24 protein-coding genes and 2 pseudogenes are annotated in these 24053 nt (G+C 37.8%); 4 read left to right on the forward strand and 22 right to left on the reverse strand.

Annotated elements, in window-relative coordinates; genetic code table 11:
• A pseudogene (locus CWATDRAFT_RS39940) lies at window positions 1–206 on the reverse strand (hypothetical protein); the annotation flags it as partial.
• Between the two features lie 217 nt (window positions 207–423).
• Window positions 424–585, reverse strand: coding sequence for a hypothetical protein (locus tag CWATDRAFT_RS37305; protein WP_157134096.1), 162 nt, complete (start codon window positions 583–585; stop codon window positions 424–426).
• A 698-nt stretch (window positions 586–1283) separates the two neighbouring features.
• Here CWATDRAFT_RS37305 and CWATDRAFT_RS39945 point away from each other — a divergent pair.
• Together CWATDRAFT_RS39945 and CWATDRAFT_RS41035 are read left to right on the forward strand one after the other, a co-directional pair.
• Window positions 1284–1607, forward strand: coding sequence for a hypothetical protein (locus CWATDRAFT_RS39945; protein ID WP_007306010.1), 324 nt, complete (start codon window positions 1284–1286; stop codon window positions 1605–1607).
• 174 nt (window positions 1608–1781) lie between these two features.
• The gene (locus CWATDRAFT_RS41035; RefSeq protein ID WP_268742326.1) at window positions 1782–1892 is read left to right on the forward strand and encodes a PEP-CTERM sorting domain-containing protein; all 111 of its coding nucleotides are present in this window, start codon (window positions 1782–1784) and stop codon (window positions 1890–1892) included.
• A 56-nt stretch (window positions 1893–1948) separates the two neighbouring features.
• Here CWATDRAFT_RS41035 and CWATDRAFT_RS16055 read toward each other — a convergent pair whose 3' ends face one another.
• From CWATDRAFT_RS16055 to CWATDRAFT_RS16140, 18 genes and pseudogenes are all read right to left on the reverse strand, one after another.
• On the reverse strand, window positions 1949–3730 hold the full coding sequence (locus CWATDRAFT_RS16055; protein ID WP_007306036.1) for a ribonuclease J: 1782 nt from the start codon (window positions 3728–3730) through the stop codon (window positions 1949–1951).
• A gap of 159 nt (window positions 3731–3889) precedes the next feature.
• Entirely contained in the window at window positions 3890–4780 is an 891-nt protein-coding gene (gene dapA / locus CWATDRAFT_RS16060) for a 4-hydroxy-tetrahydrodipicolinate synthase (protein ID WP_007306035.1), read from the reverse strand.
• A 57-nt stretch (window positions 4781–4837) separates the two neighbouring features.
• Window positions 4838–5881 carry an aspartate-semialdehyde dehydrogenase gene (locus CWATDRAFT_RS16065; protein ID WP_007306034.1) on the reverse strand — a complete coding sequence of 348 codons (1044 nt, stop codon included), beginning with the start codon at window positions 5879–5881 and terminating at the stop codon, window positions 4838–4840.
• A gap of 80 nt (window positions 5882–5961) precedes the next feature.
• Window positions 5962–7214 (reverse strand): annotated as a pseudogene (locus tag CWATDRAFT_RS16070) (RNA-guided endonuclease InsQ/TnpB family protein).
• A gap of 85 nt (window positions 7215–7299) precedes the next feature.
• Window positions 7300–7587: a CopG family antitoxin gene (locus CWATDRAFT_RS16075; protein ID WP_007306032.1), complete on the reverse strand. Its 288-nt coding sequence runs from the start codon at window positions 7585–7587 to the stop codon at window positions 7300–7302.
• Window positions 7556–7882 carry a BrnT family toxin gene (locus CWATDRAFT_RS16080; RefSeq protein ID WP_326997421.1) on the reverse strand — a complete coding sequence of 109 codons (327 nt, stop codon included), beginning with the start codon at window positions 7880–7882 and terminating at the stop codon, window positions 7556–7558. Before CWATDRAFT_RS16080 ends, CWATDRAFT_RS16075 begins: the two co-directional genes overlap by 32 nt.
• Window positions 7883–7891: 9 nt before the next feature.
• Complete coding sequence (locus CWATDRAFT_RS16085; protein ID WP_007306031.1) at window positions 7892–10090, reverse strand: phosphoketolase family protein; 2199 nt, start codon at window positions 10088–10090, stop codon at window positions 7892–7894.
• Window positions 10091–10247: 157 nt separating this feature from the next.
• Window positions 10248–10649 (reverse strand): type II toxin-antitoxin system VapC family toxin, encoded by a 402-nt coding sequence (locus CWATDRAFT_RS16090; protein WP_007306030.1) that lies wholly within the window; start codon window positions 10647–10649, stop codon window positions 10248–10250.
• A gap of 6 nt (window positions 10650–10655) precedes the next feature.
• Complete coding sequence (locus tag CWATDRAFT_RS16095) at window positions 10656–10952, reverse strand: hypothetical protein (protein ID WP_007306029.1); 297 nt, start codon at window positions 10950–10952, stop codon at window positions 10656–10658.
• 220 nt (window positions 10953–11172) lie between these two features.
• Entirely contained in the window at window positions 11173–11871 is a 699-nt protein-coding gene (locus CWATDRAFT_RS16100) for a DevA family ABC transporter ATP-binding protein (protein ID WP_007306028.1), read from the reverse strand.
• Window positions 11872–11986: 115 nt separating this feature from the next.
• Window positions 11987–12679: a photosystem II repair protein Psb32 gene (gene psb32 / locus CWATDRAFT_RS16105; RefSeq protein WP_007306027.1), complete on the reverse strand. Its 693-nt coding sequence runs from the start codon at window positions 12677–12679 to the stop codon at window positions 11987–11989.
• A 123-nt stretch (window positions 12680–12802) separates the two neighbouring features.
• Window positions 12803–13291: a DUF4168 domain-containing protein gene (locus CWATDRAFT_RS16110; RefSeq protein ID WP_007306026.1), complete on the reverse strand. Its 489-nt coding sequence runs from the start codon at window positions 13289–13291 to the stop codon at window positions 12803–12805.
• Window positions 13292–13585: 294 nt separating this feature from the next.
• On the reverse strand, window positions 13586–14635 hold the full coding sequence (locus CWATDRAFT_RS16115; protein ID WP_412093228.1) for a M10 family metallopeptidase C-terminal domain-containing protein: 1050 nt from the start codon (window positions 14633–14635) through the stop codon (window positions 13586–13588).
• A 5-nt stretch (window positions 14636–14640) separates the two neighbouring features.
• Window positions 14641–15036, reverse strand: a complete 396-nt coding sequence (locus tag CWATDRAFT_RS38610; protein ID WP_007306024.1) for a hypothetical protein — start codon at window positions 15034–15036, stop codon at window positions 14641–14643.
• Between the two features lie 134 nt (window positions 15037–15170).
• On the reverse strand, window positions 15171–15416 hold the full coding sequence (locus tag CWATDRAFT_RS16125; RefSeq protein ID WP_007306023.1) for a hypothetical protein: 246 nt from the start codon (window positions 15414–15416) through the stop codon (window positions 15171–15173).
• A gap of 88 nt (window positions 15417–15504) precedes the next feature.
• Entirely contained in the window at window positions 15505–16371 is an 867-nt protein-coding gene (locus CWATDRAFT_RS16130) for a shikimate dehydrogenase (RefSeq protein WP_007306022.1), read from the reverse strand.
• A 134-nt stretch (window positions 16372–16505) separates the two neighbouring features.
• Window positions 16506–17699, reverse strand: a complete 1194-nt coding sequence (locus CWATDRAFT_RS16135; RefSeq protein WP_007306021.1) for a TRC40/GET3/ArsA family transport-energizing ATPase — start codon at window positions 17697–17699, stop codon at window positions 16506–16508.
• 35 nt (window positions 17700–17734) lie between these two features.
• The gene (locus CWATDRAFT_RS16140; protein ID WP_007306020.1) at window positions 17735–18121 is read right to left on the reverse strand and encodes a DUF2358 domain-containing protein; all 387 of its coding nucleotides are present in this window, start codon (window positions 18119–18121) and stop codon (window positions 17735–17737) included.
• A gap of 186 nt (window positions 18122–18307) precedes the next feature.
• Here CWATDRAFT_RS16140 and CWATDRAFT_RS16145 point away from each other — a divergent pair, with 186 nt between their 5' ends.
• On the forward strand, window positions 18308–18847 hold the full coding sequence (locus CWATDRAFT_RS16145; protein ID WP_007306011.1) for a siphovirus Gp157 family protein: 540 nt from the start codon (window positions 18308–18310) through the stop codon (window positions 18845–18847).
• 36 nt (window positions 18848–18883) lie between these two features.
• On the opposite strand, the gene CWATDRAFT_RS16150 is transcribed toward CWATDRAFT_RS16145, so the two are convergent.
• Window positions 18884–19372, reverse strand: a complete 489-nt coding sequence (locus CWATDRAFT_RS16150; protein ID WP_007306019.1) for a DUF4168 domain-containing protein — start codon at window positions 19370–19372, stop codon at window positions 18884–18886.
• Between the two features lie 59 nt (window positions 19373–19431).
• Window positions 19432–22572: a DEAD/DEAH box helicase gene (locus CWATDRAFT_RS16155; RefSeq protein WP_007306018.1), complete on the reverse strand. Its 3141-nt coding sequence runs from the start codon at window positions 22570–22572 to the stop codon at window positions 19432–19434.
• A gap of 312 nt (window positions 22573–22884) precedes the next feature.
• On the opposite strand from CWATDRAFT_RS16155, the gene ychF reads away from it, so the two are divergent.
• The gene (gene ychF / locus CWATDRAFT_RS16160; RefSeq protein WP_007306012.1) at window positions 22885–23976 is read left to right on the forward strand and encodes a redox-regulated ATPase YchF; all 1092 of its coding nucleotides are present in this window, start codon (window positions 22885–22887) and stop codon (window positions 23974–23976) included.
• The last annotated feature ends 77 nt before the right edge of the window (window positions 23977–24053 follow it).

Consider the following 24053-nt stretch of genomic DNA (forward strand, 5'->3'; position numbering starts at 1 on the left):
TTTCCGTCTTCTGTACAGTGGTAAGTGCGCAAATTTTGGAACCATTGTATTGTCTGCGCCCCCATCCCTTTACTACCGATGTGTCGGGTCTTTGTCTTGGCACTGTCCTGCCACCAATAGCTTTGAGACACCATTTCCAGCCTTGAAAGTGAACGACGCTCTGCTCCCGTCATTTTTGAGGCTGCTAAACGTAAATCATCGACCATCGACGGGGTTAAGGGATGATTTGTCTGTTTTAGCTTCAATTTACTCTCTCTAATCTTTTTACCTCTTCATTTTAATCTATTTCTTCTGTTTTTTCAGACAAGCCAATTATGAAATTTTAAAGTTGTGTACCAAGATCCGCTAACTCTCTGTTCCTTTTATTTCTTGAAAGTCTTTAGTCCAAGCGATTACCCCCTATGGGAAAAGCTTTCTCGGAAATCACCTTAGGGGGAATCCAATACTGCGTAGGTTAAGGAAAATTGTCTGTTGAGACAAGCTTTCTTGAGCAGGGGGAGAAAATGGGACTTCTTCCTCTGCCTCCTCTGCCTCCTCTGCCTCCTCTGCCTCCTCCGTCTCACTCAACTGAAGCTTTTCGAGCAAAACCTACGCAGTATTGAAGGGGGATCAGCATTCACTTAATTCTCACAACTGATAACTGATTGCTATATGTAGTCTATTATACTTTTTATCCCACAATGTCGGGAGAGGCAAATTGGAAATATTCATTATGATACAACTGTTGATATTAGAGGGGATGGCATAATTAATTGAGCAGAATTAGTTACTTTAAATACTGAGTTTTGCAATTCAGTTTTTTAAGTCCATAACACAAGTATACTTCGACAAGCTCAGCACAAGTATTGCTTGTTAAAAAGTAGGTTTTGATGGGTTACGCTATGGCTAACCCATCCTACAAATTCAACTATTATTAGTAAAGCCAGTAATGACTCTAATTTTGAGATAAATTTAGCTGGTAAATTCACTTTAAAGCTTAATTATTTTGCAGTAAAATTGGAAATATTCATTATGATACCACAGTTAATATTAGAGGGGATGGCATAATTAATTGAGCAAAATTAGTTCCTTTAAAGGCTGAGTTTGGCGATTCAGTAATTGAAGCTCATAGTGAAGGCTTCAGCCTTATTCAAACTGAGAAAATCAGTGATTTTTGATGGGTGACGCTATCCCTAACCCATACTACAAATTCAATAATGAACAATTTGTAAATTGTAAATTGCTTTAACTCTCTTACTTTCTTTGTATTTCACTAATTAATCATAAATCAGGAGAAATAAATCATGACAACTCTCAGCACACAATTTAATCTCAGAACCGATAATAATGGCGTTCCTGGAACTATTATTAATAGTCCCTTAGACACAGGAGATACTTTTTTTGTTGAAGTGTTAATAGGAGATATTCGTAATAATACTGTCGGAATAACTAGCAGTAATATTGCTTTATCTTTTGATGGAAATCAAATCCAAAATATTAATAATTCCTTCGATTTAAGTAGTCCTTTATTACCTTCAACTTTTCCTTTATTTAGAACAGGAACATTAGATAATGCGAATGGAACAATTACTAATTTAGGGGCAGCTTCTTTCCCACTGCTTTTGTAGGTTCACCCATTGGAGTTAATCAACTAGATCCTTTTAGTTTATTGCTTTTCGAGGTAATAGGAAATAGGAACAGAAACATCTACCCTAACCCTTGATATTGATTTATCACAAACAGGTTTTGCTGATGGGACAAATGCCAGTGAATCACCTAACCAAAGTCAATTTACTCAACTGATAGAAGTTAACCCATCTGATACCCCTACTGTTCCTGAACCATCTATGAGTATAGGGCTATTTTTAATAGGTTTCTTATTTTTCATTAGACGTACAAAAGAAAAGTCCTAACACAAAGATAGGGGTCAACAAATGTTGACCCCTACCACAATACTATTTATATGGGTTTAAGAAGCCGTAGAAGCGGTAGGACGACGACGACGGTAAACTTTACGGTTAGAGTTGGGGGTAGGTTCAGGTGCAGTAGGGGAAGGAGTTTCTGGGGTTTGTAGGATAAAGATGACTAAGGGATAACTGCGTAATTCCCGTTTGACCAATCTTTGTAAGGTTTTTTCAACCTCTTTTTGTAAATAAGACCAGTTAACCTTTGCACTGCGATCGCTGTTTGAAAACTCATCCCAACGGTTTTCGAGAATATTCTCGATCGCCCGAATAATTAGTTGTTTGAGCAAAGAGGGTTCCACCTTTGTCACCACACCTCGTAAGTGAACTTCAGGAGGAGTGATTAATTTTCCTTCCCAACTAATGGGGGCCGCTACCGTAACCACCCCATCTTCAGCAAGTTGCTGACGATCCTGCATAACGTGTTCATGAACCACACCTGCTTGATCCACTAACTTGATGCCGGAGGGAACTTTTCCTTTTACAGATATCTTTTCTGTGGACAGTTCTACAATATCACCGTTATCGATAATGACAATATTATCCGCAGGAACTCCCATTTTATAACCTATCTCTGCGTGTTTAACCAACATTCGGTGTTCCCCATGAACAGGAACAAAGAACTTAGGTCGAGTCAAGGCTAACATTAATTTATGGTCTTCTTGGCAACCGTGACCAGAAACATGAATACCATGTCGACGGCCATAAATGACGTTTGCCCCTTGCATCATCAAGCGATCAATTGTATTAACAACGGCGATGGTATTACCTGGAATGGGGTTAGCAGAGAAAACAATGGTATCCCCTGGACGTACTTTCAGATGACGATGGGCCCCTCTGGAAATACGGGTTAAGGCGGCTAAGGGTTCCCCTTGTGACCCTGTGCTTAAGATTAAAACTTGTTCGTCTGGTAAGTTATTGGCCGCTTTGAGGGAAATAAAGATATCATCAGGACATTTAACATAGCCTAATTCCCTGGCATGGGCGATGACGTTTAACATGGAACGTCCTACCACAGCCACTTTGCGCTTATGTTTTTGCGCCAACTGTAAGATAATATTGACCCGATGCACCGAAGATGCAAAGGTGGTGATCATTAACCGTCCTCCTGCTTGGGCAATAATGCGGTCTAAGTTAGGATAAACCGAGCTTTCTGAGGCGGTACTGCCGGGAACTTCGGCGTTGGTGGAGTCACTGAGTAAACAGAGAACTCCTTTTTCCCCGTATTCGGCTAACTTTTGCAGGTCGAAATGTTCTCCATCTACGGGGGTATGATCAATCTTGAAGTCCCCTGTGTGGATCACCACCCCTAAAGGAGTCTGAATGGCTATGGTGAAACTATCGGCCATGGAGTGGGTATTGCGGATAAATTCCACGGAAAAAGAAGGACTAACCTTCACCGTTTCTCTCGGACCAACGGTTTGTAGTTTTGTGCGATCGCTGAGTCCTGCTTCGTCTAATTTATCTTTAACTAAGGCCATGGCCAGTTTTGGACCATAGATTATAGGGATATCAAATTGCTTCAAATGATGGGGAATACCGCCAATATGATCCTCATGACCGTGAGTGGCAATCATCCCTTTTATCTTATGGCGATTTTCTCGTAAATAGGTCATGTCGGGGAGGACAATATTAACCCCGTGCATTTCATCTGTGGGAAAGGCAATACCTGCATCGACCAGGATAATCTCCTCTTTATACTCTAATATACAGGTGTTTTTGCCGATTTCGTGCAGTCCCCCTAAGGGAATAATTTTTAGGCTAGGTTGTTGTTTGGTTTTACTCATTTTCCTCCTTGGATGGTTTAAGTGGTTTGTGGATGATTCTGTTTTGTGAAAAAAACTGTAAATATAAATAAAAGGATTCTCAAAACAACTAAGGAGTTGTTCACTTGATACATTGATCAGATTATTATAGATATTATTAATTTATGCAGTTCATTCGTTCTATAACAATGACAATTCTTCCAAGACTAATTTAACCTCTTGTTTTAACTTTTCAGAAATACTGACTAGGGGTAATCTCACCCCTCCTACATCCCATCCTTGTAGATTTAAAGCTGCTTTAATAGGGAGCGGATTACTTGTACAAAATAAGACTTTAAATAAGGGAAAAAGTTTCACATTAATTTGACTTGCCTGACTTCCTTGCTGCTGATTATAAGCTGCGATCATTTCTTGCATTTGTAAGCCTACTAAGTGACTGGCAACACTAACTACTCCTACACCTCCTACGGTCAATAATGGTAACGTCAAAAAGTCATCTCCTGCGTAAATTAAAAAAGAACTATCGGTCATTCTGCGAATTTTACAAGCTTGTTCTAGGTTGCCACTCGCTTCTTTTATAGCAACAATATTATCAATTTTTGCTAGTTTGGCGGTGGTCTCTGGAGACATATTTGTTCCAGTACGCCCAGGTATATTATACAACATTATGGGAAAATTGCCCACCGTTTCAGCAATTTTTTTGAAATGTTCGTATAATCCTTCTTGGGGAGGTTTATTGTAATAAGGAACTACTTGTAGGGAACCATCTAAACCCATTTTGGCTACTTCTTGGGTCATTTCTATGGCGTGTTGAGTTGAGTTTCCCCCTGTTCCTGCTAAGACTTTAGCCTTATTACCTACGGCTTTTTTAACCACTTTAAATAGTTGACATTTTTCTGACCAACTTAGGGTAGGGGACTCTCCTGTTGTTCCAGAAACTAATAAGCTATCACTACCATTATTAACTAGATGAACGGCCAATTTTTCTGCCATTTCATAATTAACATTTCCTTGTTGATCGAATGGGGTTACCATTGCGGTAATTACCTTACCAAAAGTTTGTTCACTCATTCCCTTTTTAATCAGTTACAGTTTCATTCAGTCCCTAATTTAGTTTAAGCATAAGCCCTAAACTTTTAAGGTGGACGGTTTTTTATTTAACCAACTCTCTTTGATTAATAATTCAGCAACTTGTACTGCGTTTAAGGCTGCACCTTTGCGAATTTGATCCCCACATATCCATAATTCTAAGCCATTATTACAAGAAATATCTTGACGAATTCTCCCGACTAACACATCGTCTTTCCCCGAAGCATCTATAGGCATGGGAAAGTAATTTTTTTGCCAATCTTCTAGTAGTTGAACCCCTGGAGATTGGGCGATAATTTCCCTTGCTTGGGCTACAGAAAACGGTTGTTTGAATTCCAGGTTAATAGCTTCGGAATGGGCCCGTAATACAGGAACTCTAACACAGGTAGCCGTAATTTTTAAATTGGCTTCGCCGAATATTTTCCGAGTTTCGTTAACCATTTTCATCTCTTCTTCACAGTACCCTGCATCTGTTAAGGGAGAGTTATGGGGAAAGAGGTTAAACGCGAGGGGATAGGGTAAAATTTCTGCTTTGGGATCTTCTCCGTTTAAAATGGCCTGGGATTGAATTTTCACTTCTTCCATAGCCCTGGCCCCGGCCCCACTGGCAGACTGATAAGTAGACACCACGATACGTTCGATGGGTTGAACTTGGTGTAGGGGATAGATAGCCACTGCCATGAGGATGGTTGTACAGTTGGGGTTAGCGATGATGCCTGGATGGTTGGCGGCGGCTTCTGGGTTAATTTCTGGCACAATGAGAGGAACTTCTGGGTTCATGCGGAAAGCACTGGAGTTGTCCACCATCACTGCCCCAGACTCGACAATGGTTTGCGCCCAAGCTTTGGAGGTAGAGCCTCCTGCCGAAGCTAATACTATGTCAACGTCTTGAAAAGCTTTTGCCTCTACTGCCTCAACTTTGAGGGTTTCTCCTTTAAACTTAAGGGTGGTTCCGGCGGAACGGGGAGAAGCAAGGAGTTTGAGGGTATTTATGGGAAAGTTTCGGCTTTCTAAAAGCTGTAGCAACTCAGTGCCTACGGCTCCGGTTGCTCCTAGTATTGCGACGTTGACTGGCTTGGACAATCGAGTGTTCCTCCCAAATCTGTAGGGTCTTCTATTCTACCATTATAGTTCATAAAAATATAGTCAAATATGACATATTCTTATTTTGCCGGTATTACCCTGACTGGGTGAACTACAACACCCTCTATCCCATAGCTAAAGGCATTTGGGACTGCTTTTTTCATGATGTTCAACGAACCGTTAACATCGGCATTGATTAATTTTCTTTTGCTAGTACGATACAAACCTCTATTTATTCTTTTCCCAGAAAAAGTTACTTGATTTTTTTACCTTTCTGATACACAGGAATAGGATCATTATCCAGAAATGAAGCTTTCGATGTATAATATTCTTCAGTAAAAATTACCTTGATCCCCACCATCTCTGCTTTATAATATAACATTTCTATTAGCTTATTATAGGGAATAAATACAAAATTTTGGTTGTTTCTTTTCCCTAAGTTAATCTTCTGTTTCCAGTCAGTATTATGGCCAATAATCAGAGTTCCTATTTTCTTATTAATCAGAGTATCAATAATCAAACGAGATGCCTTGTGGAGATAATCATTAATCTTGAATTCTCTTTTATTACAAAGTTTTCTTAGTTTCTGGCTTGATTTATTTTCTCCTAAAAGAGATTGTAATTCGCTTTTAACTTTGTTATAGTATTGATTGATAGATTTTAACGGTCTGTCATTTATCAAGAGCGGTTTAATTCCGGCTTGATTGAAAGTTAATGTAGCTAAATTGTTTAAACCAATATCAATACTAGCGTAGCGATTTTCCTCTAACTCGTATTGTTGTTGATCCGCTTCATAAATGACCTCAATTATATAATGGTTAAGTCTGGGAACAAGACGAACTTGTTTTATTTTTGAACAAGGAAGCTCGGCGAGGTTTCCTCGCCAAGAGCAGGTCTTGTTTGAAGTATCTACCTTGGTTTTGAGGTAAATTTCCGTCTTACTGGGATTAATAATACCTCGCTTAAACTGTTTTTTTCTGATAGCTTGGGCTGTATAAACTACCACATTTCTGCCCTTAATTTTATGTTTATATCCAGGTAGCGCGGGACGGCCTTTAAATTTTGATGGGCTTTCTTTGTAAGCTAAATTAGACTCTTTAAAACTTATCCAGTTTCTGTCAAGTATCATCAGAACTTGTTGAGAAACTTTAGCTGGCATAGCTTGATAGTCTTGTTGAGATTGCAGGGTTTTCTGAATGTCATAATAGTTACGGTAAGTGTTTTCAAATATAAAAGACTGACGACATAAATAATTAGCATAGTTGTAGAGATTTTTTGATAAGAAACATAGTCGGTCAATTTCAGCATAAAACCGATGATTTTTTTTAATAATATGTCTCTCAACTCATCTCATCAATTAATTCGTTAATGATTCTGATAATACTTGCTATTATTAACCAGTGTAAAGTCATTTGTTTTTAATGAGTTGTTTCCTGTAGTTTTTCTTTAAGCCAAGAATTAACCAACTCTCTAGCTGTTATTCCTTTTTCTTGTGATAGAGAAATGATTTGTTGTGATAAAGCTTCATCGATCCCATAATAGACAATATCTTCATCATCTTTTAAGTTAATAGTAAACTCAACAGGATAGGTATCTTCCCAACACTCTGCTGTATCATGTTCATCCCAAAATTCTCCTATTTCTTCGTAAGAATTAGCATTAGAAATAGAACTTTTAACTTTTTCGATATTTTTTCCGTTCTCCATCAGTCATCTTCCTTGCTGATATAATTAGAGCTTCTTTGGTTTGTTTATAAATAAAAAAGACAATCAAATAACGCCCCGAATAAGTTTGTCCATAAGCAGCATAAAGGTTTTCATTTTTTTGATGTCCCTTTTCAATAAACCTATATTTAGGGAAACCTCGAAAAATCTCTTTAACCTCCTGTTTGCTTACGTTATGTTTACGATCTAGTTTCTCAATAATCTTTTCAGGAAAGATTAGATTAAGGATATCCACCCTTATAATACTCCTTTTTTCTAAAAGGTGGGCAATGCCCACCCGACAATATTAGGCTAATAATTCGCTGGCTCGCTTACTTAAAGCGTCTGCGGTTAAACCATTAAATTCCATAATTTGTCCTGCACTAGAGGCTGTTTCTCCTCGTTTCCAAGCAAAGGTATCACGCTTACTATTACTGCGTAACATAATCGGTTCTAACATAGCAGAAGTTCCCCCTGTCACCCCAATTAAAGCGTCACCGCCAAACAGTTTTTCAAACCCTTGCTCATCCAAGAAATGACTATCCTTTTCGCTGCAAGTTTCCCAAGCAACATCATGGGGACGGTATAAACGACGGGGACTAATAACGGAAACAATTCTTACCCCAATACCCTCATTTTCTAAGTGTAAGGCAGCATCAAAAACGGGAATTAAAGTCATGTCGCCAATGACAGCAAAAACAATTTTTTTCTTACCTTCACTGTCATGTAAAACGATGCCCCCATCCTCTAAACCTTGACGGGTTTGTTCTAAGGTAGTTCTGATCGGTAAGGGTGACTTACTGGCAGTAATAGTGATGCCTTTATTACTGGTTTTAACGGCCCAGTCATAACAAACCTGAATACTATTAGCATCACAAGGAAACAGAGGAAAAATGTTCCCATTTCTCATCATTCCAGCAAAATAATTTTCAATTTCTGGCCGTTGATGGGTCCAACCATTACGCCCTTGTTCCAATGCACCGGCAGTAAACAAAGTAATAGTAGAAGGAGTGGGACGACGTAACTCAGCCATTGCTTGTGTCACTGTTTGCCAAATAGGTAAACCGTTGATGGCAAAGGACTCATAGGAACACCATAAAGTTCTGGCCCCAAATAAAGCTAAAGCAGCAGCTAAACCAGAACAAGCATCCTCACTTAAAGGTTCATAAACCTGTCCCCCTGGCCCTTGAAAATAGATATCATCAACGGTAGGATGAACAATTTTTAAACCAATATTGATATTATTAATGCCAGAAGCTGCATTGCCGTCAGCATTGGCAATGACAAAGTTAGGGTCTTTTTGTCCCACATGAACCACTAACTCACCCATAGCAGTGGTAGCAACTTTTTTATCCCCATGTACCTCATATTCTGTTAAAGGTAACTCTCCCAACTCTGGCAAGGGTAACACCTTCTCTGTGACCACATTATGAGAGGCCGGACCACCTCCTGAACGTTCAAAGTTGGTGCGAACCAGTTGCCAAGCTTCCGGTGATAAAGCGCGTTCTTTCAAGGCACTAACGATATAGTCTTTTTCTAAGGTATCCCCAGGATATAAATTATGAGATTTTGCGCCCCGTTTATGAACCCCGGCCCCTTTGAGTTGTTTGACGATGAGAACGGTTAATGTACCCCCTAAAGCAGACTTAGCTGCTTGGTCCGTTGCTTCTAAAATAGCTTGGGTAAAGGCCATCCGTTTGGCAAGAGAAAACTGGGTACTATCCACATATTCCCCTGTTTGGTTCCTATCATCGTAGTCTTTAGCGTTGACTAAAATGACCTCAGCAAAGCCGTTTCCTTGCCAATAAGCGATCATTTCTTCGTTGGTTTTGGTGGAAACCATACTATGGTGTTCCTGGGAATAACCGTTCCAAACCAGGATGGGTAAGAAGTTCGTCACTTGAGGATAGGCAGTATTAAAGTGACCAAAACTACTCATAATATAGGGTTCCCCTAACCCACCATCGCCAATAGTGACAGGAAAGAGTACCCCAGGATGTAACTTGGCACCGGCCATGGCAAAATGTTGTCCCTGTCCCAAGGGTCCGGCAGGGTTCAGCAGTCCGGGTATTTGTCCAGAAAGGTGTCCTAAAAGTCCGTGCATCTCTCGAAACCGTTCCCCCATCTGCTGTACAGTGGTGATGCCCATGTCTTCTAGGGAACGATCTAAAAACATATTACTGTAAAAGCCTGGTGCGTGGTGGCCAACTTCAGTAAGAATGTTTTTATGACCTAACATCACTAAAGCTGCAATGGTGTCAGCGATGCTTGCAAAACCTCCAGGGTGGCCCGACTGTTTGGTGGCGGCGGTTTGTAGGGTTAAGTAGCGTAATGCGTCGGCTGCTAAGATGGTTTGAAAGACGGCGTTAGCATCGTTAGGGGAGGAAATAGCTTTATTGTCGGATTTTATGGCTGCTTCTGTGGTGTATTGTTGAGAGTTGGGTAAGTTTTCCCCAAAGTGTTGAATTCCTTGACAAAATGCTGGTATTGCGCTGGCAACTGTCATGTGTGAGTTCTTCCTATTTTACATAACGGCAAGTATTAAGACGATCTTACAGGTTTGTGGGGATTTATTTAGAAAATATTAAGGATTTTTAGTAATAGGAATTATTCTATCGTTGTTATAGAGATGATAGGTTATTGTTTAATTAAACATTGATTTATTATTCTGTCCAATCTTCTAAACTTAGTCCTTCAACTCTCAAGAAATCACTATCATTAGAGACAACTGTTAACCCTTTAATCATAGCAGTGGCAGCAATTAAAATGTCTTCAGTTTGGATGGGTAATCCTCTTAATCTCAGATTAGCATGAATTTCTGCTGCTTTTTCTAAGATAGCTAAGTCATCTAATAAAATGATAGTATGAGTTTGGCAAAATTTATCAAATCTTGCTCTTTGCTTGGGTGCATCAACTGCTAAAAATCCTCTTTTAATTTCAAAATAAGTAATACAATTAATAAATATTTCTTTTCTTTGACTTTTTACTTCTTTAATTTTCTGGAATATATTAAAATCACGTCTAACAATGAAGGAGACGATATTAGTATCTAATAAATAGTTCATAATTTCTTATTTCCGCTTAATACCTTCATCAAAAGTTCTCATTTGTTCAGGGGTAAAATCTTCTCCAACTTTTGATAATATTTCTATAGACATGATTCCACTGCAATGATGTTTTAATTCCTCGTCTGACATAGTATTAAATTCCTCAAAAGGTAAATTATTATTAAATAAGTTAGTTAAATGCTCCACTATATCTGAGTAATTTAGATCATCTCTAAATAAAGCATCTTCTTCCATTAAGGTAGACACGACTTTTTTAATTCGCTTAATCATTGATTCTCGTTGTATATCAGTTGATAACATATTTATACCTCCTGAGATAAATTATTAAAATTATTTTTCATCCTTTATTATATCAAAATCTATTTATGATTGTGTCCAGTTTTCTAAACTTAATCTCTTCTAATTCTAGAATGGGATCAGTTACGTCTCATACCAAATCCGAGGTTAGCCCCCTTGTCCTGACGTTGCATGCAACGTCTCTACGGGGTTTAGATGGAATAGATAAAAGACTTAATCAAGTTTAACTAATCTCTAGTGTAGCCTGTTTAAGATGTCCATCTTCTAATTCTACAATGCGATCAGCTACGTCTAAAATACGGTTATCATGGGTAACAATTAAAATAGTACATCCTTGTTCTTTGGCTAATTTTTGCATAATATTAACCACATCATGACCTGATTTACTATCAAGAGATGCGGTAGGTTCATCGGCCAAAACTATCTTGGGATGACTCACCAATGCACGGGCGATCGCAACTCTTTGTTTTTGTCCTCCAGAGAGGTTTTGAGGATAATAGTCAATCCTTTCTCCTAACCCCACTGCTTCTAATATTTCTTGGGTTTTTTGTTTAATTTCACCCTTAGAATATTGAGGATGTAACTCCAAAGACATCGCTATATTTTGTCTTGCAGTTAAACATTCTAAAAGGTTATGAGACTGGAAAATATAACCGATATTACGTCTAATCTTAATTAATTGATGTTTCTTTGCACCCACTAACTCTTGTCCTAACACTTTAAGACTTCCATTTTGTGGCGATCGCAGTCCTCCCATTAAAGTTAATAACGTAGTTTTACCCGAACCCGATGGACCTTTTAAAATAACCACTTCTCCTGATTTTAGGGTCAAGTTAATATCAAAAAGAATCTGTTTTCTTAATTCTCCTTTTCCAAAATAATGATCAAGTTTTTTAATATCAATTACAGGATTATTATTCATATTTTACTCAACTAAATATTAACCAAAAAAGGTAATTTTGCCCCATATTAGCTAAAAAAAACAAATAGGGGTTAACCGTTGTTAACCCCCAGTGGAAAGAACAGTTTTTTAGGTTTTAACGTCCAGGAACACCCACGTACCAGAAATAGGTAGCCATAGGAATAGCAGTTGCTAAAACCATAAGAACCACAACCCAAATAGTTGCGCTGGTATCATCCGTATCTTCGGCACTGGTAAAAGTGCTTTCGATGTTCAATTCTTGGACTTGAGGGGGTCCGGGATCGGGGTTTCCGGATAAAACAGCCACCAAGCGATCGCCAGCTTCGAGAAAAGCTTCGTTATACTTAGCACCCTGACGTAAAGGAACCGTCACCGTCTCTTTAACTACACTCGTAGCAATATCATCGGTTAATAAGGACTTGGTATCTTCTCCTTGACGGAGGGCGATTTTATTAGTGAAAGTATCCACGATTAAAATCACTTGGTTAGCTTTTTCTTTGGGGGTAGGATACCATTTAGCGAAAATATCATCCGCTAACCCTTCCATAGTGACACCGTAATCTAAGCGACGCACGGCAATCAGTCTGACTTCTGCGCCATTGTCGTTAGCTAGTGTTTCTAATTGACCACTCAAGCGGTTTTCATTGCTAAAACTAATAGCATCCGCTTGATCAATGACCCAAGTATCTGATCCTTGACCTAACACGGGCAGATCATAAACTCCCGTAGCAGTGGCAGGTGCCATGGCCGTAGTCAAAGCGATCGCTAAACAGAGTATGAATCCTATCAGGTATTTTATGGGTTTCATGGCAAACAGTTTGGATAATGATAAAAGATGAATTTTCAACTATTTTCACATACAAAAGCCTACCTGCAAACCAATGGAAGGTTATGGAGGGCGGATTGACTGGATAGAAAAGACTTTGGCTACTTAACGGGACAAGATTTCAACCACTTGTTTTTGTAAATCGGAATCGCTCTCAACAATTTTGCCGATTTCATTAAACCGTGAGATTTTTAAACCAGCTTCTTCAACAGCAACTCGTTTTTTCTGGCGATCTTCTTCATTAAGGTCTCTCACTGCTTCTAAAGCTGTGTCAAATTGAGCTTGTTGTTCCTCAGAAAGATTTCTTTCACCTTCTTCTTGTTGACCAATTTCCATAAACTCTTCAGGAGACATTCCATTTGCTTGAACTGCTTCGATCATTTTGGAGCGAGTTTCCTCATCGATCGCCCGTAAGTTTGCGATCGCCTTAGCAAATTGTTCTAATTCTGGTCGTGAAATTGCTTCAGCTATGAGTGTTGGAGAAGAAGACTGAGTGATCGCCTCTGTTGCTTGACTAGAAGGGGAAAACACCCCTAAACCACTCACACAGATTACTGCACCAACACACCCTTTCAATAATAATTGTTTAAGCATTTTGTTATTTTCAGAATAAATTACATTTAGCCATCAGTCTCCATAGATGGTTAATCTATATTCAATGGTTCCTAGCATCTTAGCAACTATTCAGAGAAATGGATCGATTAATGGATGATCAAGAATGAACAATGGATAATGGACACAAAAATTAATTCTAAATTCGCGCATTCCCCTCCTGGGAGGGGCGGGGGTGGGTAGGGTTGAGTTGGTTAAAGTCACGCATTCCTAAAGTGTCATTCTGAGGTACTCCTAATCTCAATTAATCACATTTTCAAGGTTGATTTAAACTATTTATAAAACAATCGTTTCAAAATAGGCAAATATTGAACTAGCATCATTCCGAGTTGCATTTGCTCCTATTAAATCATTAGAAAAATTTTCAATTAAAAAACCAAATTCTATTACATCTAATCCAGACCCATATAAATTAATTAAATTATGATCTTGTGGTTCAATTAGATTGTTACCATCGATATCTAGTAAACTATCCATTTCATCAAAATAATTAAAAATTGAATTAGCATCGGCACGAGTAGCATTTTCTCCGATTAAGTCATTGGGATTATTATTGATCAAAAAATCAAATTCTGTTTTGTCAAATCTAGAATAATATATATTTCTTAAATTATGATCTTGTTGTTCAATAATTCTATTTCCGTCAATATCTAATGTGTATTTAACATTATTACTGGCTATCCCAAAGGTGATCAAGAAAATAAAATTATCTTGGCTTAGACCAATATTTTCTTCTAAATTCACTAAAAAATTGCTATCATTAACTGTAGAATAAATTGAGGTTTGTTGATTATTTTGCTCAATGGTTAATTGATTAAAATCATTAATCGAAACTCTAGATAGGTCAATTTTATCTTTTCCTACTTCAAAATCAGTGATAATATCGGGATTAGTTACGGTAGAATCGTTTAAGGTGTCATAAACAAAGATATCGTTTCCCTCTCCTCCTGTCATGGTGTCGTCCCCTTCTCCACCGTTAAGAATGTCATCGTTACTTCCTCCTTCACTTTCGATGACAATAGAAGATGTCCCCTCATAACTAAATATATTATCTCCTGCGTTACCTGTCACAATTTCCACGTTTAAGTCACTTAAAGATAGAGACACCGGATCGTCTCCTTCGATGATTAATACATCAGTTCCTTCTCCTCCGTCGATATAATTGAGGTTATCCCATCCGTCGATGGTGATAATGTCGTCTCCTCCCTTTGCGAAAATGCGATCGCTTCCTTCTCCCCCTGTAATCACATCGTCACCATCTCCTCCGGTGAGGATATCGTTGCGATCGCCTCCATTTGCTACTACACCTAAGTTATTATTGTCAATGGTAGTTAATACATCGTTACCTTTGCTACCGGTGACGGTATAGACTTGATCTGCGCAACTTGAACAACATCAATTAACTTATCAACTGTATTAACACTAACTGGCCGACTATTTCCATGTAACTGAATGTTCTTTAATGCACGTTTTAGATATAAATCTCCCCCTTCAAAACGAGTCGTTGTTAACTGATAAATTATCCCTTCCACAATCGCACTTTGAGCATTACCAAAACCAACCCTTCCCCGTCCACTACTTCCCCCAAAATATCTAGGCGATCGACTAATAGGATAATAAATATATTCCCCTTCCAAATGTCCATAAGCAATCAATTCTGAACTTAATAACTTCCCCCCAACCAACACCGAAAAATAATTTAATAACTCCTTCGCATTGTTAGACATTTGCGACGCTAACCCCGTATTTCCTCCATCCAACTCATAAGAAAATTGTTCTTTTGTCCAATGATGAAACTGTTCACGTCGATTAATTAATGCGACTAACGGACCGGTATCTAAAATAACCCTTTATCTCATTTTTATTTTAACCCGTCAAGATATTTCTTATTACTTGCTAAATCTCCTGGACCCCAGTCGACAGATCCGAAAACCTCTCCTGCTGCTTCTAAAGCTGAAATATACGTTTCATCAGATTCGATAGCTTCTTTTTGTTTGGTTTTCGCTAACAAAAAGTCCATAAAATCAATAATTTGTTTTTGTTGTTCTGGGGTTAAACGATGAAACTTATCTAAAATTATGGGATTTTGGTCAATTGCTTGGGTCATAATTCTTTACTGTAAATTCTTGATTAACTAACTTCCCTATTTATTATAGCGTAATGATTTAATAGAAAAAGGTGATAGCTAGATAAAATTAGGTAAAAAGATATTGTTTCAAAGCTTGACTCATCACTTCTCCAGGGGCTGATTTTTCTACCCAAATTTCTAAGGCTGCTGCTCCTTGATAAACTAACATATCTAAGCCATCAACAATCTTTAATCCCTGTTGTTGTGCGTCTTTAAGAAATTGAGTAGGACTGGGATTATAAATTAAGTCGTAGGCGATGGCATTCTCAGGACATTTCCCCCAGATATGACTGTCAACGGGAGAGTTATCTGTATGGGGAAACATCCCGATGGGTGTGCTATTCACAATTAACTGGCTTTCTGATACCAACCCCGATAATTCATCCCAGGAGTGAACGGTTACGGAGGCTTTAAGATCGCTATTATGCCAACTTTGCTTAAATTCCTCTAACTTGCCTTGATCTCGTCCCAAAACGGCAATTTCGGGGCAGCCCAATTCTGCTAATCCTACCACCACTGCCCTTGCTGCGCCCCCATTTCCGAGGATAATGGGTTTAAGGGTGTTCCAGGGGCGTTTGAGGGGTTTCAGGGGGGCTAAAAAGCCCATAACATCGGTGTTTGTCCCTTTCCACCCTGTTTCTGTACGCCAAACGGTGTTAACGGCTCCCACTAATTGGGCGGTTGTAGTAATCTCTGATAATAGAGGGATGATGGCTTGTTTATGGGGAATGGTTGCATTAAACCCCATAACCCCGATGTTGGCAAAACCATCTAAAGCGATGGCTAAATTTTCGGGTTTAACAGGGAAAGGAATATAAATGTAATCTACCCCTAAATGTTGGATGGCTGCGTTTTGCATTACAGGAGATAAAGAATGTTCGACGGGATCACCAATGATTCCTAATAGTTGGGTTTTTCCGGTAAGAATTGACATTATGTTTGAGATTATTTTTAATAGGGAATGACGGTTAAATCTATTTGATTATTATTTAGTTTAACAAACAGCAATAAATCATATTAATGTAGGGGCTTAATCTTATTTAAGACCCTACAATTTTGGTTTAAAACCTACGCCTTAGCAGCCACTATACTACTAAAACGAATTTTCAAGAAATCTTCTTCCATTTTTGCTCCCGAAGGTTTCAAAGCAGCTAAAGCTTGCGGCAGAACTAAATTACGGCGATGATTACCAATTCTGATATTCAATTCATCCCCTGTTTTATTAAGTTGTACCTTTTCTTTAGGAATCCCTGGCAAATACAATTCTAAGCTGTAATTTTGACCATCTTGTACAACCCTGATGGTGTCTTCTTGATGATAAACTTGCGCTGGATCTTCATCTTTATAAAGGGTTTCTTTCAGTCTTTCTAATGCTTCCATGCCACACATTTCTTGAGAAAATAATGGCACTTCTTTCACTGGTAATGGATGGAAATTTTCATGAATTTCTTGCTTATAAATTTGTTGATTATTTTTCCATTTTTCAAAGAAAGGATCATTAACAGTTTCGGGAATAATACGGTTAGCAACTACTAAATCTGTAGAAACATTATACAAACTGAGATAAGCATGGGCCCGTAAAGATTCTTTGATAACCATTTTTTCGGGGTTTGTCACTAAACGGACAGTAGTTTGCTTGTTATCTGTCAGAACCTTTTCTAATTCTTCGATCTGCTCGTAAAATTCGTAAGGTGCGTCCATTACCTCTTTATCTGGTAAAGAAAACCCGGCGATCGGTCTGAATAACGGTTCTACCAAAGGACGCAAGGCCACGGACATCCTTTGTAACGGTTTATAAAATCTTCTCATATACCAGCCTCCCACTTCAGGAATACTCAGCAGACGTAAAGCAGTCCCTGTAGGGGCCGAGTCGATAATTAAAACATCGTACTCTCCCTCGTCGTAGTGGCGTTTCATGCGAACTAAGCCAAAAATTTCATCCATCCCGGGTAAAATAGCTAATTCTTCCGCTTGAACCCCATCGAGTCCCCTAGCTTGTAATACCTGGGTAATATACCGTTTCACCGCTCCCCAGTTCCCTTCTAGTTCCATTAATGCGTCTAGTTCGGCACCCCAAAGGTTGGGACCCACGGAACGAGCTTCATGTCCCAATTCTAAATCAAAACTATCCGCTAGAGAATGGGCCGGATCGGTACTTAAAACTAGAGTTTTGTACCCTAACTCAGCACATCTCAGGCCAGTGGCCGCAGCGACGGAAGTTTTACCAACTCCCCCTTTACCAGTCATGAGAATTACACGCATGATTTTTTCAGAAAAATTTACATTACTTATTCTTATTATGAAGGATTTGGGACAAAATGTTGTTTCAGCACATCCCAACGAGAACAATTCCAGTAGTCAATATGGGAGATAATGAGGTTTTGCTCATTAAAGGTCATTTCGCTACGTCCTGGGATGGAAATAGGGGGTTTCCAGGGTAGAGGTGTAGTCCAGTGTAGGGTCCATTGGGTGTGAATAATATTATCACTTTGATAGATATTGTGCAATTCTAAGTCAATATTTTTGAACCAAGTTGACATAAATTGGATCATTTCTTGATAGCGTTTGACTCCTGTAAACTCAGTCATGGGGTCTTTAAAATACACATTGTCAGCGTAAATAGAATAGGTTTGGTTATTGGGAAAGGTTTGATAATCGTTTTTGATGTTTTCTAGGAGAGTCATAAGATAATTCGAGATTGCTATTTATTCAGATCCTAAAGCTGATAATGATGAAAAAAGTTGGGCGAGAACTACCTTAACATCCTTAGCAACGGGAGTTATTGGTTTTTTATTTGGTAAACAAGGAAGCAAAGATAGTTAAAATCATTTAAACTAATATATAATAACACAATAGAAAGGCAGTAATAAATGAACCAACCTAATCATACCCTTTGGAATATTTCTCAAGAAATTATTGAACTAGAAAACTTAATTAATCGACTGCAAGATTCTGAAGATTTAAGCGAAGAAGAAAAAGAAAGTAAAATCAATCAACTATTTTCTGAGTGGTTAACTGCTGACACAAACTTTGATGAAAAAGCTGAAAAAGTTGCCCATTATATTAAGTATTTAGAAGCGATCACAGAAGCGAGAAAAGCTGAAGCAAAACGTTTAAGAGTCTTAGCTAGTATGAGTGAAAAGCAAGGGGATAAACTACGGGAATATTTAATTAGAGAAATGCAGAGGGTTAATAAAACAAAAATTGAGGGAGTAAGTTGTAAATTATCGATGAGAAAAAAACAACCTAGTATTTGTTTAAAAGTGAAACCAGAAGAACTTCCCGATGAATTTAAAAGAGTTAAAATTGAAGCAAATTTAACAGAAATAAGAAAAGCCCTCAAATCTGAAAAAGACTTTGATTGGGCTTTTTTAAGCGATGACGAAGACTATAGCTTAACTATTAAATGAGACAATAAAGAGAATTATTTTTATTGTCTTTATTGTCTAATTGCCTAACATTCGTTCTACTTTTGCTTGTAATTGTCGATTGCCAGAGACAATTTTTTCAATTTCTAAAAATCGTTCTAATTCTAGTCCTTGAGTTGCCACGGTACTTTGTCGCTTTTCTTCAGCATCATCCATAATTTCTTGAAACTTTACGACAATTTTTCTGAATTTTTCTAGGTCTTCTGAGGAATTAACAGACTCCGATCGCAACTGTCTTTGACTTTGATTAATTTCCATGAATCGTTCAGGGGTTAATCCTTCTTTTTGAATAGCTTTGGCCATTTGTCGTTGTACCACTGTTTCAATACGTTGAAACTGCTTAATCACCTGTACAAATTGTTGTAACTCCAAAGGACTGACTTTGGGATCAACGGTGGTCTCTGTTTCTACAGTTGGAGATATGGGGCCGTTAAATTGACCGTAAGCGACAGTAGGGATCATTAATCCCACCATTACCACACCTCCCACCACAAGAGATTTCAACATAAAATTTTTCCTTGATCTTGCTCATCTACAATTCCATTATAGTCGACGGCTTTGTCTAATTATTGTTCGTCAATAATGGTATCTCGATCCAATAATAAGAGGTTACGCAGTTGATCTGTATCTAATTCTGTCAACCATTGTTCCCCTGCGTCAACGGTTTGTTCGGCTAATTTTTGTTTACTTTCTAACATTTCGTTAATTTTTTCTTCTAGGGTTCCTGTACAGACAAATTTATGTACTTGAACATTGCGTTTTTGTCCTAAACGAAACGCGCGATCGGTTGCTTGATTTTCTACTGCTGGGTTCCACCAACGATCAATATGAAATACATGGTTAGCGCGGGTTAAATTTAATCCGGTTCCCCCTGCTTTTAAGGAGAGAATAAAAATTCTGGGTCCGTTGGGATCCTGTTGAAAGCGATCGATCATTTCTTGTCTTTGAACTCTGCGAGTAGCACCATACAAAAAGAGAACGTCTTGCTGAAATTTTTTCTGTAAATAAGGTTGCAGCAGTTTACCCCATTCAGAAAATTGGGTAAAGATTAAAGCATGATCTCCTTCTTCGATTAATTCTTCTAGCATTTCTTCTAGTCTTAATAATTTACCAGATTGTTCTGCTGTTTTTAAGCTCTTTTGCTTGAGAAAATGAGCAGGATGGTTACAAATTTGTTTGAGTTTTAGCAGTAAGCTTAAAATTAAGCCTTTGCGTTCAATTCCTGTTTTCTCTTCTATTGCTACCAGAGAATTATCTACTAATTGTTGATAAAGTTTTCCTTGTTCTGAGGATAACCCACAAAAAATGGTCATTTCTTGTTTTTCGGGTAAATCTTGAATAATAGTTTTATCTGTTTTCAATCGTCTGAGAATGAAAGGACGTACCAAAGAACGCATAATTTGCAGTGATTCTTTATCCCCATATTTTTCGATAGGAGTGGCAAAACGACGACGGAAAAACTGCTGTGTCCCTAAAAATCCTGGGTTAAGAAAGTCAAGAATTGACCATAATTCTGTTAGGCGATTTTCTACAGGAGTTCCTGTTAAAGCAATACGAAACTGTGTGGAAATTTGACGCACTGCTTGGGATTGTTTTGCCTGGGGATTTTTTATATTTTGTGCTTCATCTAAGACAATACCTTGCCATTCTACCTGTTCAAAGCTTTTAATATCTCGATAAATTAAAGAATAGCTAGTAATGATAACATTTTTTTTACTAACTGCTTTAACAAAAGCTTTCCCTTTACTACGTTTATCTCCATGATGAATCAAAGTAGAAAGGGTTGGGGCAAATTTTTGAACTTCTCTTTCCCAGTTATTTAAAACAGATGTAGGACAAATAACTAAGGTAGGTTGATCTAACATTCCTTCGCTTCTTAAATGTAAGAGAAACCCAATTAATTGTGGTGTTTTTCCTAATCCCATATCATCGGCAAGACAAGCCCCTAAACCCCATTTTTCTAAGAACGATAACCAACCGACTCCTCGCTGTTGATAGGGACGTAATTGACCTTTAAATCCTCTGGGATTTTCGATCATAGGGATTGATTCATTATTATTTATAGCATTAATTAGATTGGCTAATTCCCCTTTTGCTTCAAAGTTAGTAATCGGCAGTTTGGCAACAGTTGAAATATCTCCTGTGCTGAAGCGTAAAGCATCTTCTACAGAAAGTTCTAGGGGATCATAGGACTTATTTAAAATTTGTTGTGCGGCCTTGACATCAGCAGGTTGTAATGCTATCCATTCTCCTTTTACTTCAACTAAAGGTGACTTTTGCGCTAATAGTTTTTCAAAGTCTTTTTTCGATATTGTTTTATCACCAATTGCTAAATTTAGCTTATAACTTAACAAACTTTGTAAGCTAAGTCTTTGTCCTTTTTTCGACTTAACTTCTGCGGTTAGACTAATTCCTAAGCGTTTTTCTTCGACTCCTTGCTCTAGACTAGCTGGTAAGATAACCCCTAAGCCATTATCTTTAAGAATATTAGCAATTGAACGTAAAAATTCATAGACTTGTATGGGATCTAACTCAGAAAAACTAGGCTTATTGTCTTGTAAACTTTCTTCAATTAGATAATATAGACGTGAAGCTAAACCTAGTCCTTTTAGCAAGGTTTCTTGAGGATGATTAATTGTTCTATTATTGCAGATTAATCTAGTAACAGGATTTTCCCAAATAACCTTGGCAGAGATCAGAAAATTAGGATCATCTAAAGCTTGGAGATAGTAGTGTAACTGCCAATTACTTTGTTCTAATTTCTTACCACTTTTAGCTGGATTTTCTAGTTTAAAACAAACACGAAACTGGTTAATTCCTAATGGTTGATTATCAGACTTTATAATATATTCACTTAAAGAAGATTTCCAATTATTAATAGCATTCTTTAATCCCTTTCTTTCAACTTCTGATGCTTCAAATTTAGATAAGTCTTGTGTTAAAGAGTATAACCACTTTTGGATAAATGAACTAGGGGTAATAGCAACATCAATAAATTGACGTACTTGTTGATTAATGATAGTAGATAAAAAATCAAGAATAGTAGTTTGTTTGAGTAAAGAAGAGGATAATTCACCCTCCATTAAATTATGATAAGCAAGAGAACTATTTGGCATAGTTTGTATAAATTTAGAGAACCGTTGCTGATCAACTAAACTATCTAGTAAAGGTTCCCATTGTCCATAACAGTTATTATCTTGTTCTTCCATTTGCGGTAAATATTTACCTCTAGTTAATAAATCTAGACTCCAACGATAAATATGTGTCCAAAATTTTAAATTATCGCCTATGTAATTTTCGTCATTATTGGTTAATCCCAACGGTAACTGACTTAAAATATTAATTGTATCATCAACATTTAATTTTATCCCTTCGATTTTCCAAGCAATTAACTGAATATCCCCTTGTTCAAAATCTTTATCTTTTAATTCTGTTGATAGTAAAGGGATACTTTGCTTCGATTTAGCAATAAATTTACTAGGCAAATAAAATATTTGAGAAACAGATTCAATATTTTTGTTTTTTTCAATCTTAATCTTATTCGAGTTTAATTGTTCAATAATTCCCTGTTTATCTACAGAAAATGGATACATTAAAATAGAATCATCTGAGGAAATATCAGAGGATAAAGAACGCCAAGTTTCCCCCCAAATAAAAAAATGTTTTTCAGAGGTATTTTCAATCCAAGTTCCATGTAATATTGTCATATTTTTCCTTGTTTATTTTCCAGCTATAGCAATCAGTTGTCAGTGGTTATAAAATACAGTGTTCAATCTCTATAACATTTTATTTTTAGGGGCATAATATGATTATGCCCTAATAATAGTTTATCACTTCTGAGATATCATTACTGATTGCTATAGTTATCATTTTAATCCTGTTATTGAAAACTTTTGAGTTACTTTTATTTTATAATATAACTAAAGCCTATGAGCAGAGATTAATTAGCCAAGAGTTGATCATTTTTCGTAAATCAATGATAATAAATAAAGAATCATTAAACACAAAAGAAGAAATAGATGCTCAAAGCTGGAATCGTTGGACTCCCTAACGTCGGTAAATCAACCCTATTCAATGCGCTGGTGGCCAATGCCAAGGCAGACGCAGCTAATTTTCCCTTTTGTACCATCGAACCCAATGTAGGGGTGGTTTCGGTTCCCGATGAACGCTTAGCCGTCTTAGCCGAACTTTCCCAGTCTCAGAAAATTGTCCCCACTCGCATGGAATTTGTGGATATTGCAGGTTTGGTTCAAGGTGCATCGAAAGGAGAAGGACTAGGTAACCAGTTTTTAGCCAATATACGAGAAGTAGATGCGATCGTTCACGTGGTTCGCTGTTTCGATGATGATGACATTATTCATGTTTCCGGTTCGGTTGATCCTGCTAGAGATATCGAGGTGATTAACCTAGAACTAGCCTTAGCTGATCTCACTCAAACTGAAAAACGCCTAGAAAGGGTAAGAAAGCAAGTTAAGGGCAAAAAAGAAGGTCAGGAAGAAATACCAGCCTTAGAGAAGATTCTCGCTGCTCTCAACGAAGGAATGGGAGCGCGCCATGTGGAGTTGACGGAGGAAGAAGAAGATTTAATTAAGTCTTTGGGACTGCTCACCCGTAAACCGATTATTTACGCTGCCAATGTCTCAGAAGATGACCTAGCAACAGGGAATGAATGGGTAGAAGCAGTAAGAAAAATTGCCACTGCTGATAAAGCTAAAGTGGTGATTGTTTCGGCACAAGTAGAATCAGAATTAGTAGAAATTCCCGAAGAAGAAAAAGCAGATTATTTAGAAGCTTTAGGGGTCAAAGAAGGGGGGTTACAATCTTTGATTCAAGCTACTTATGAATTATTAGGACTGAGAACTTATTTAACCACCGGACCACAAGAAACCCGCGCTTGGACTATTTTGGCAGGGATGAAAGCACCCCAGGCGGCCGGCGTTATTCATACAGACTTTGAGAAGGGGTTTATCCGTGCTGAAACCGTTTCCTATGAGGATTTAGTTGCTTGTAAAACCATGACAGTTGCTAAAGAAAAAGGGTTAGTTCGTAGCGAAGGAAAAGAGTATGTGGTGCAAGAAGGAGATGTAGTTTTATTTAGATTTAATGTTTAATAAAGAGGAGTGTGATTATCCTACTCACTGTATTAATATAATATGCTCACTGTATTAATATAGTCATTGTGAGTATA

The sequence above is a fragment of the Crocosphaera watsonii WH 8501 genome, from assembly GCF_000167195.1.
Lineage (GTDB): Bacteria > Cyanobacteriota > Cyanobacteriia > Cyanobacteriales > Microcystaceae > Crocosphaera > Crocosphaera watsonii.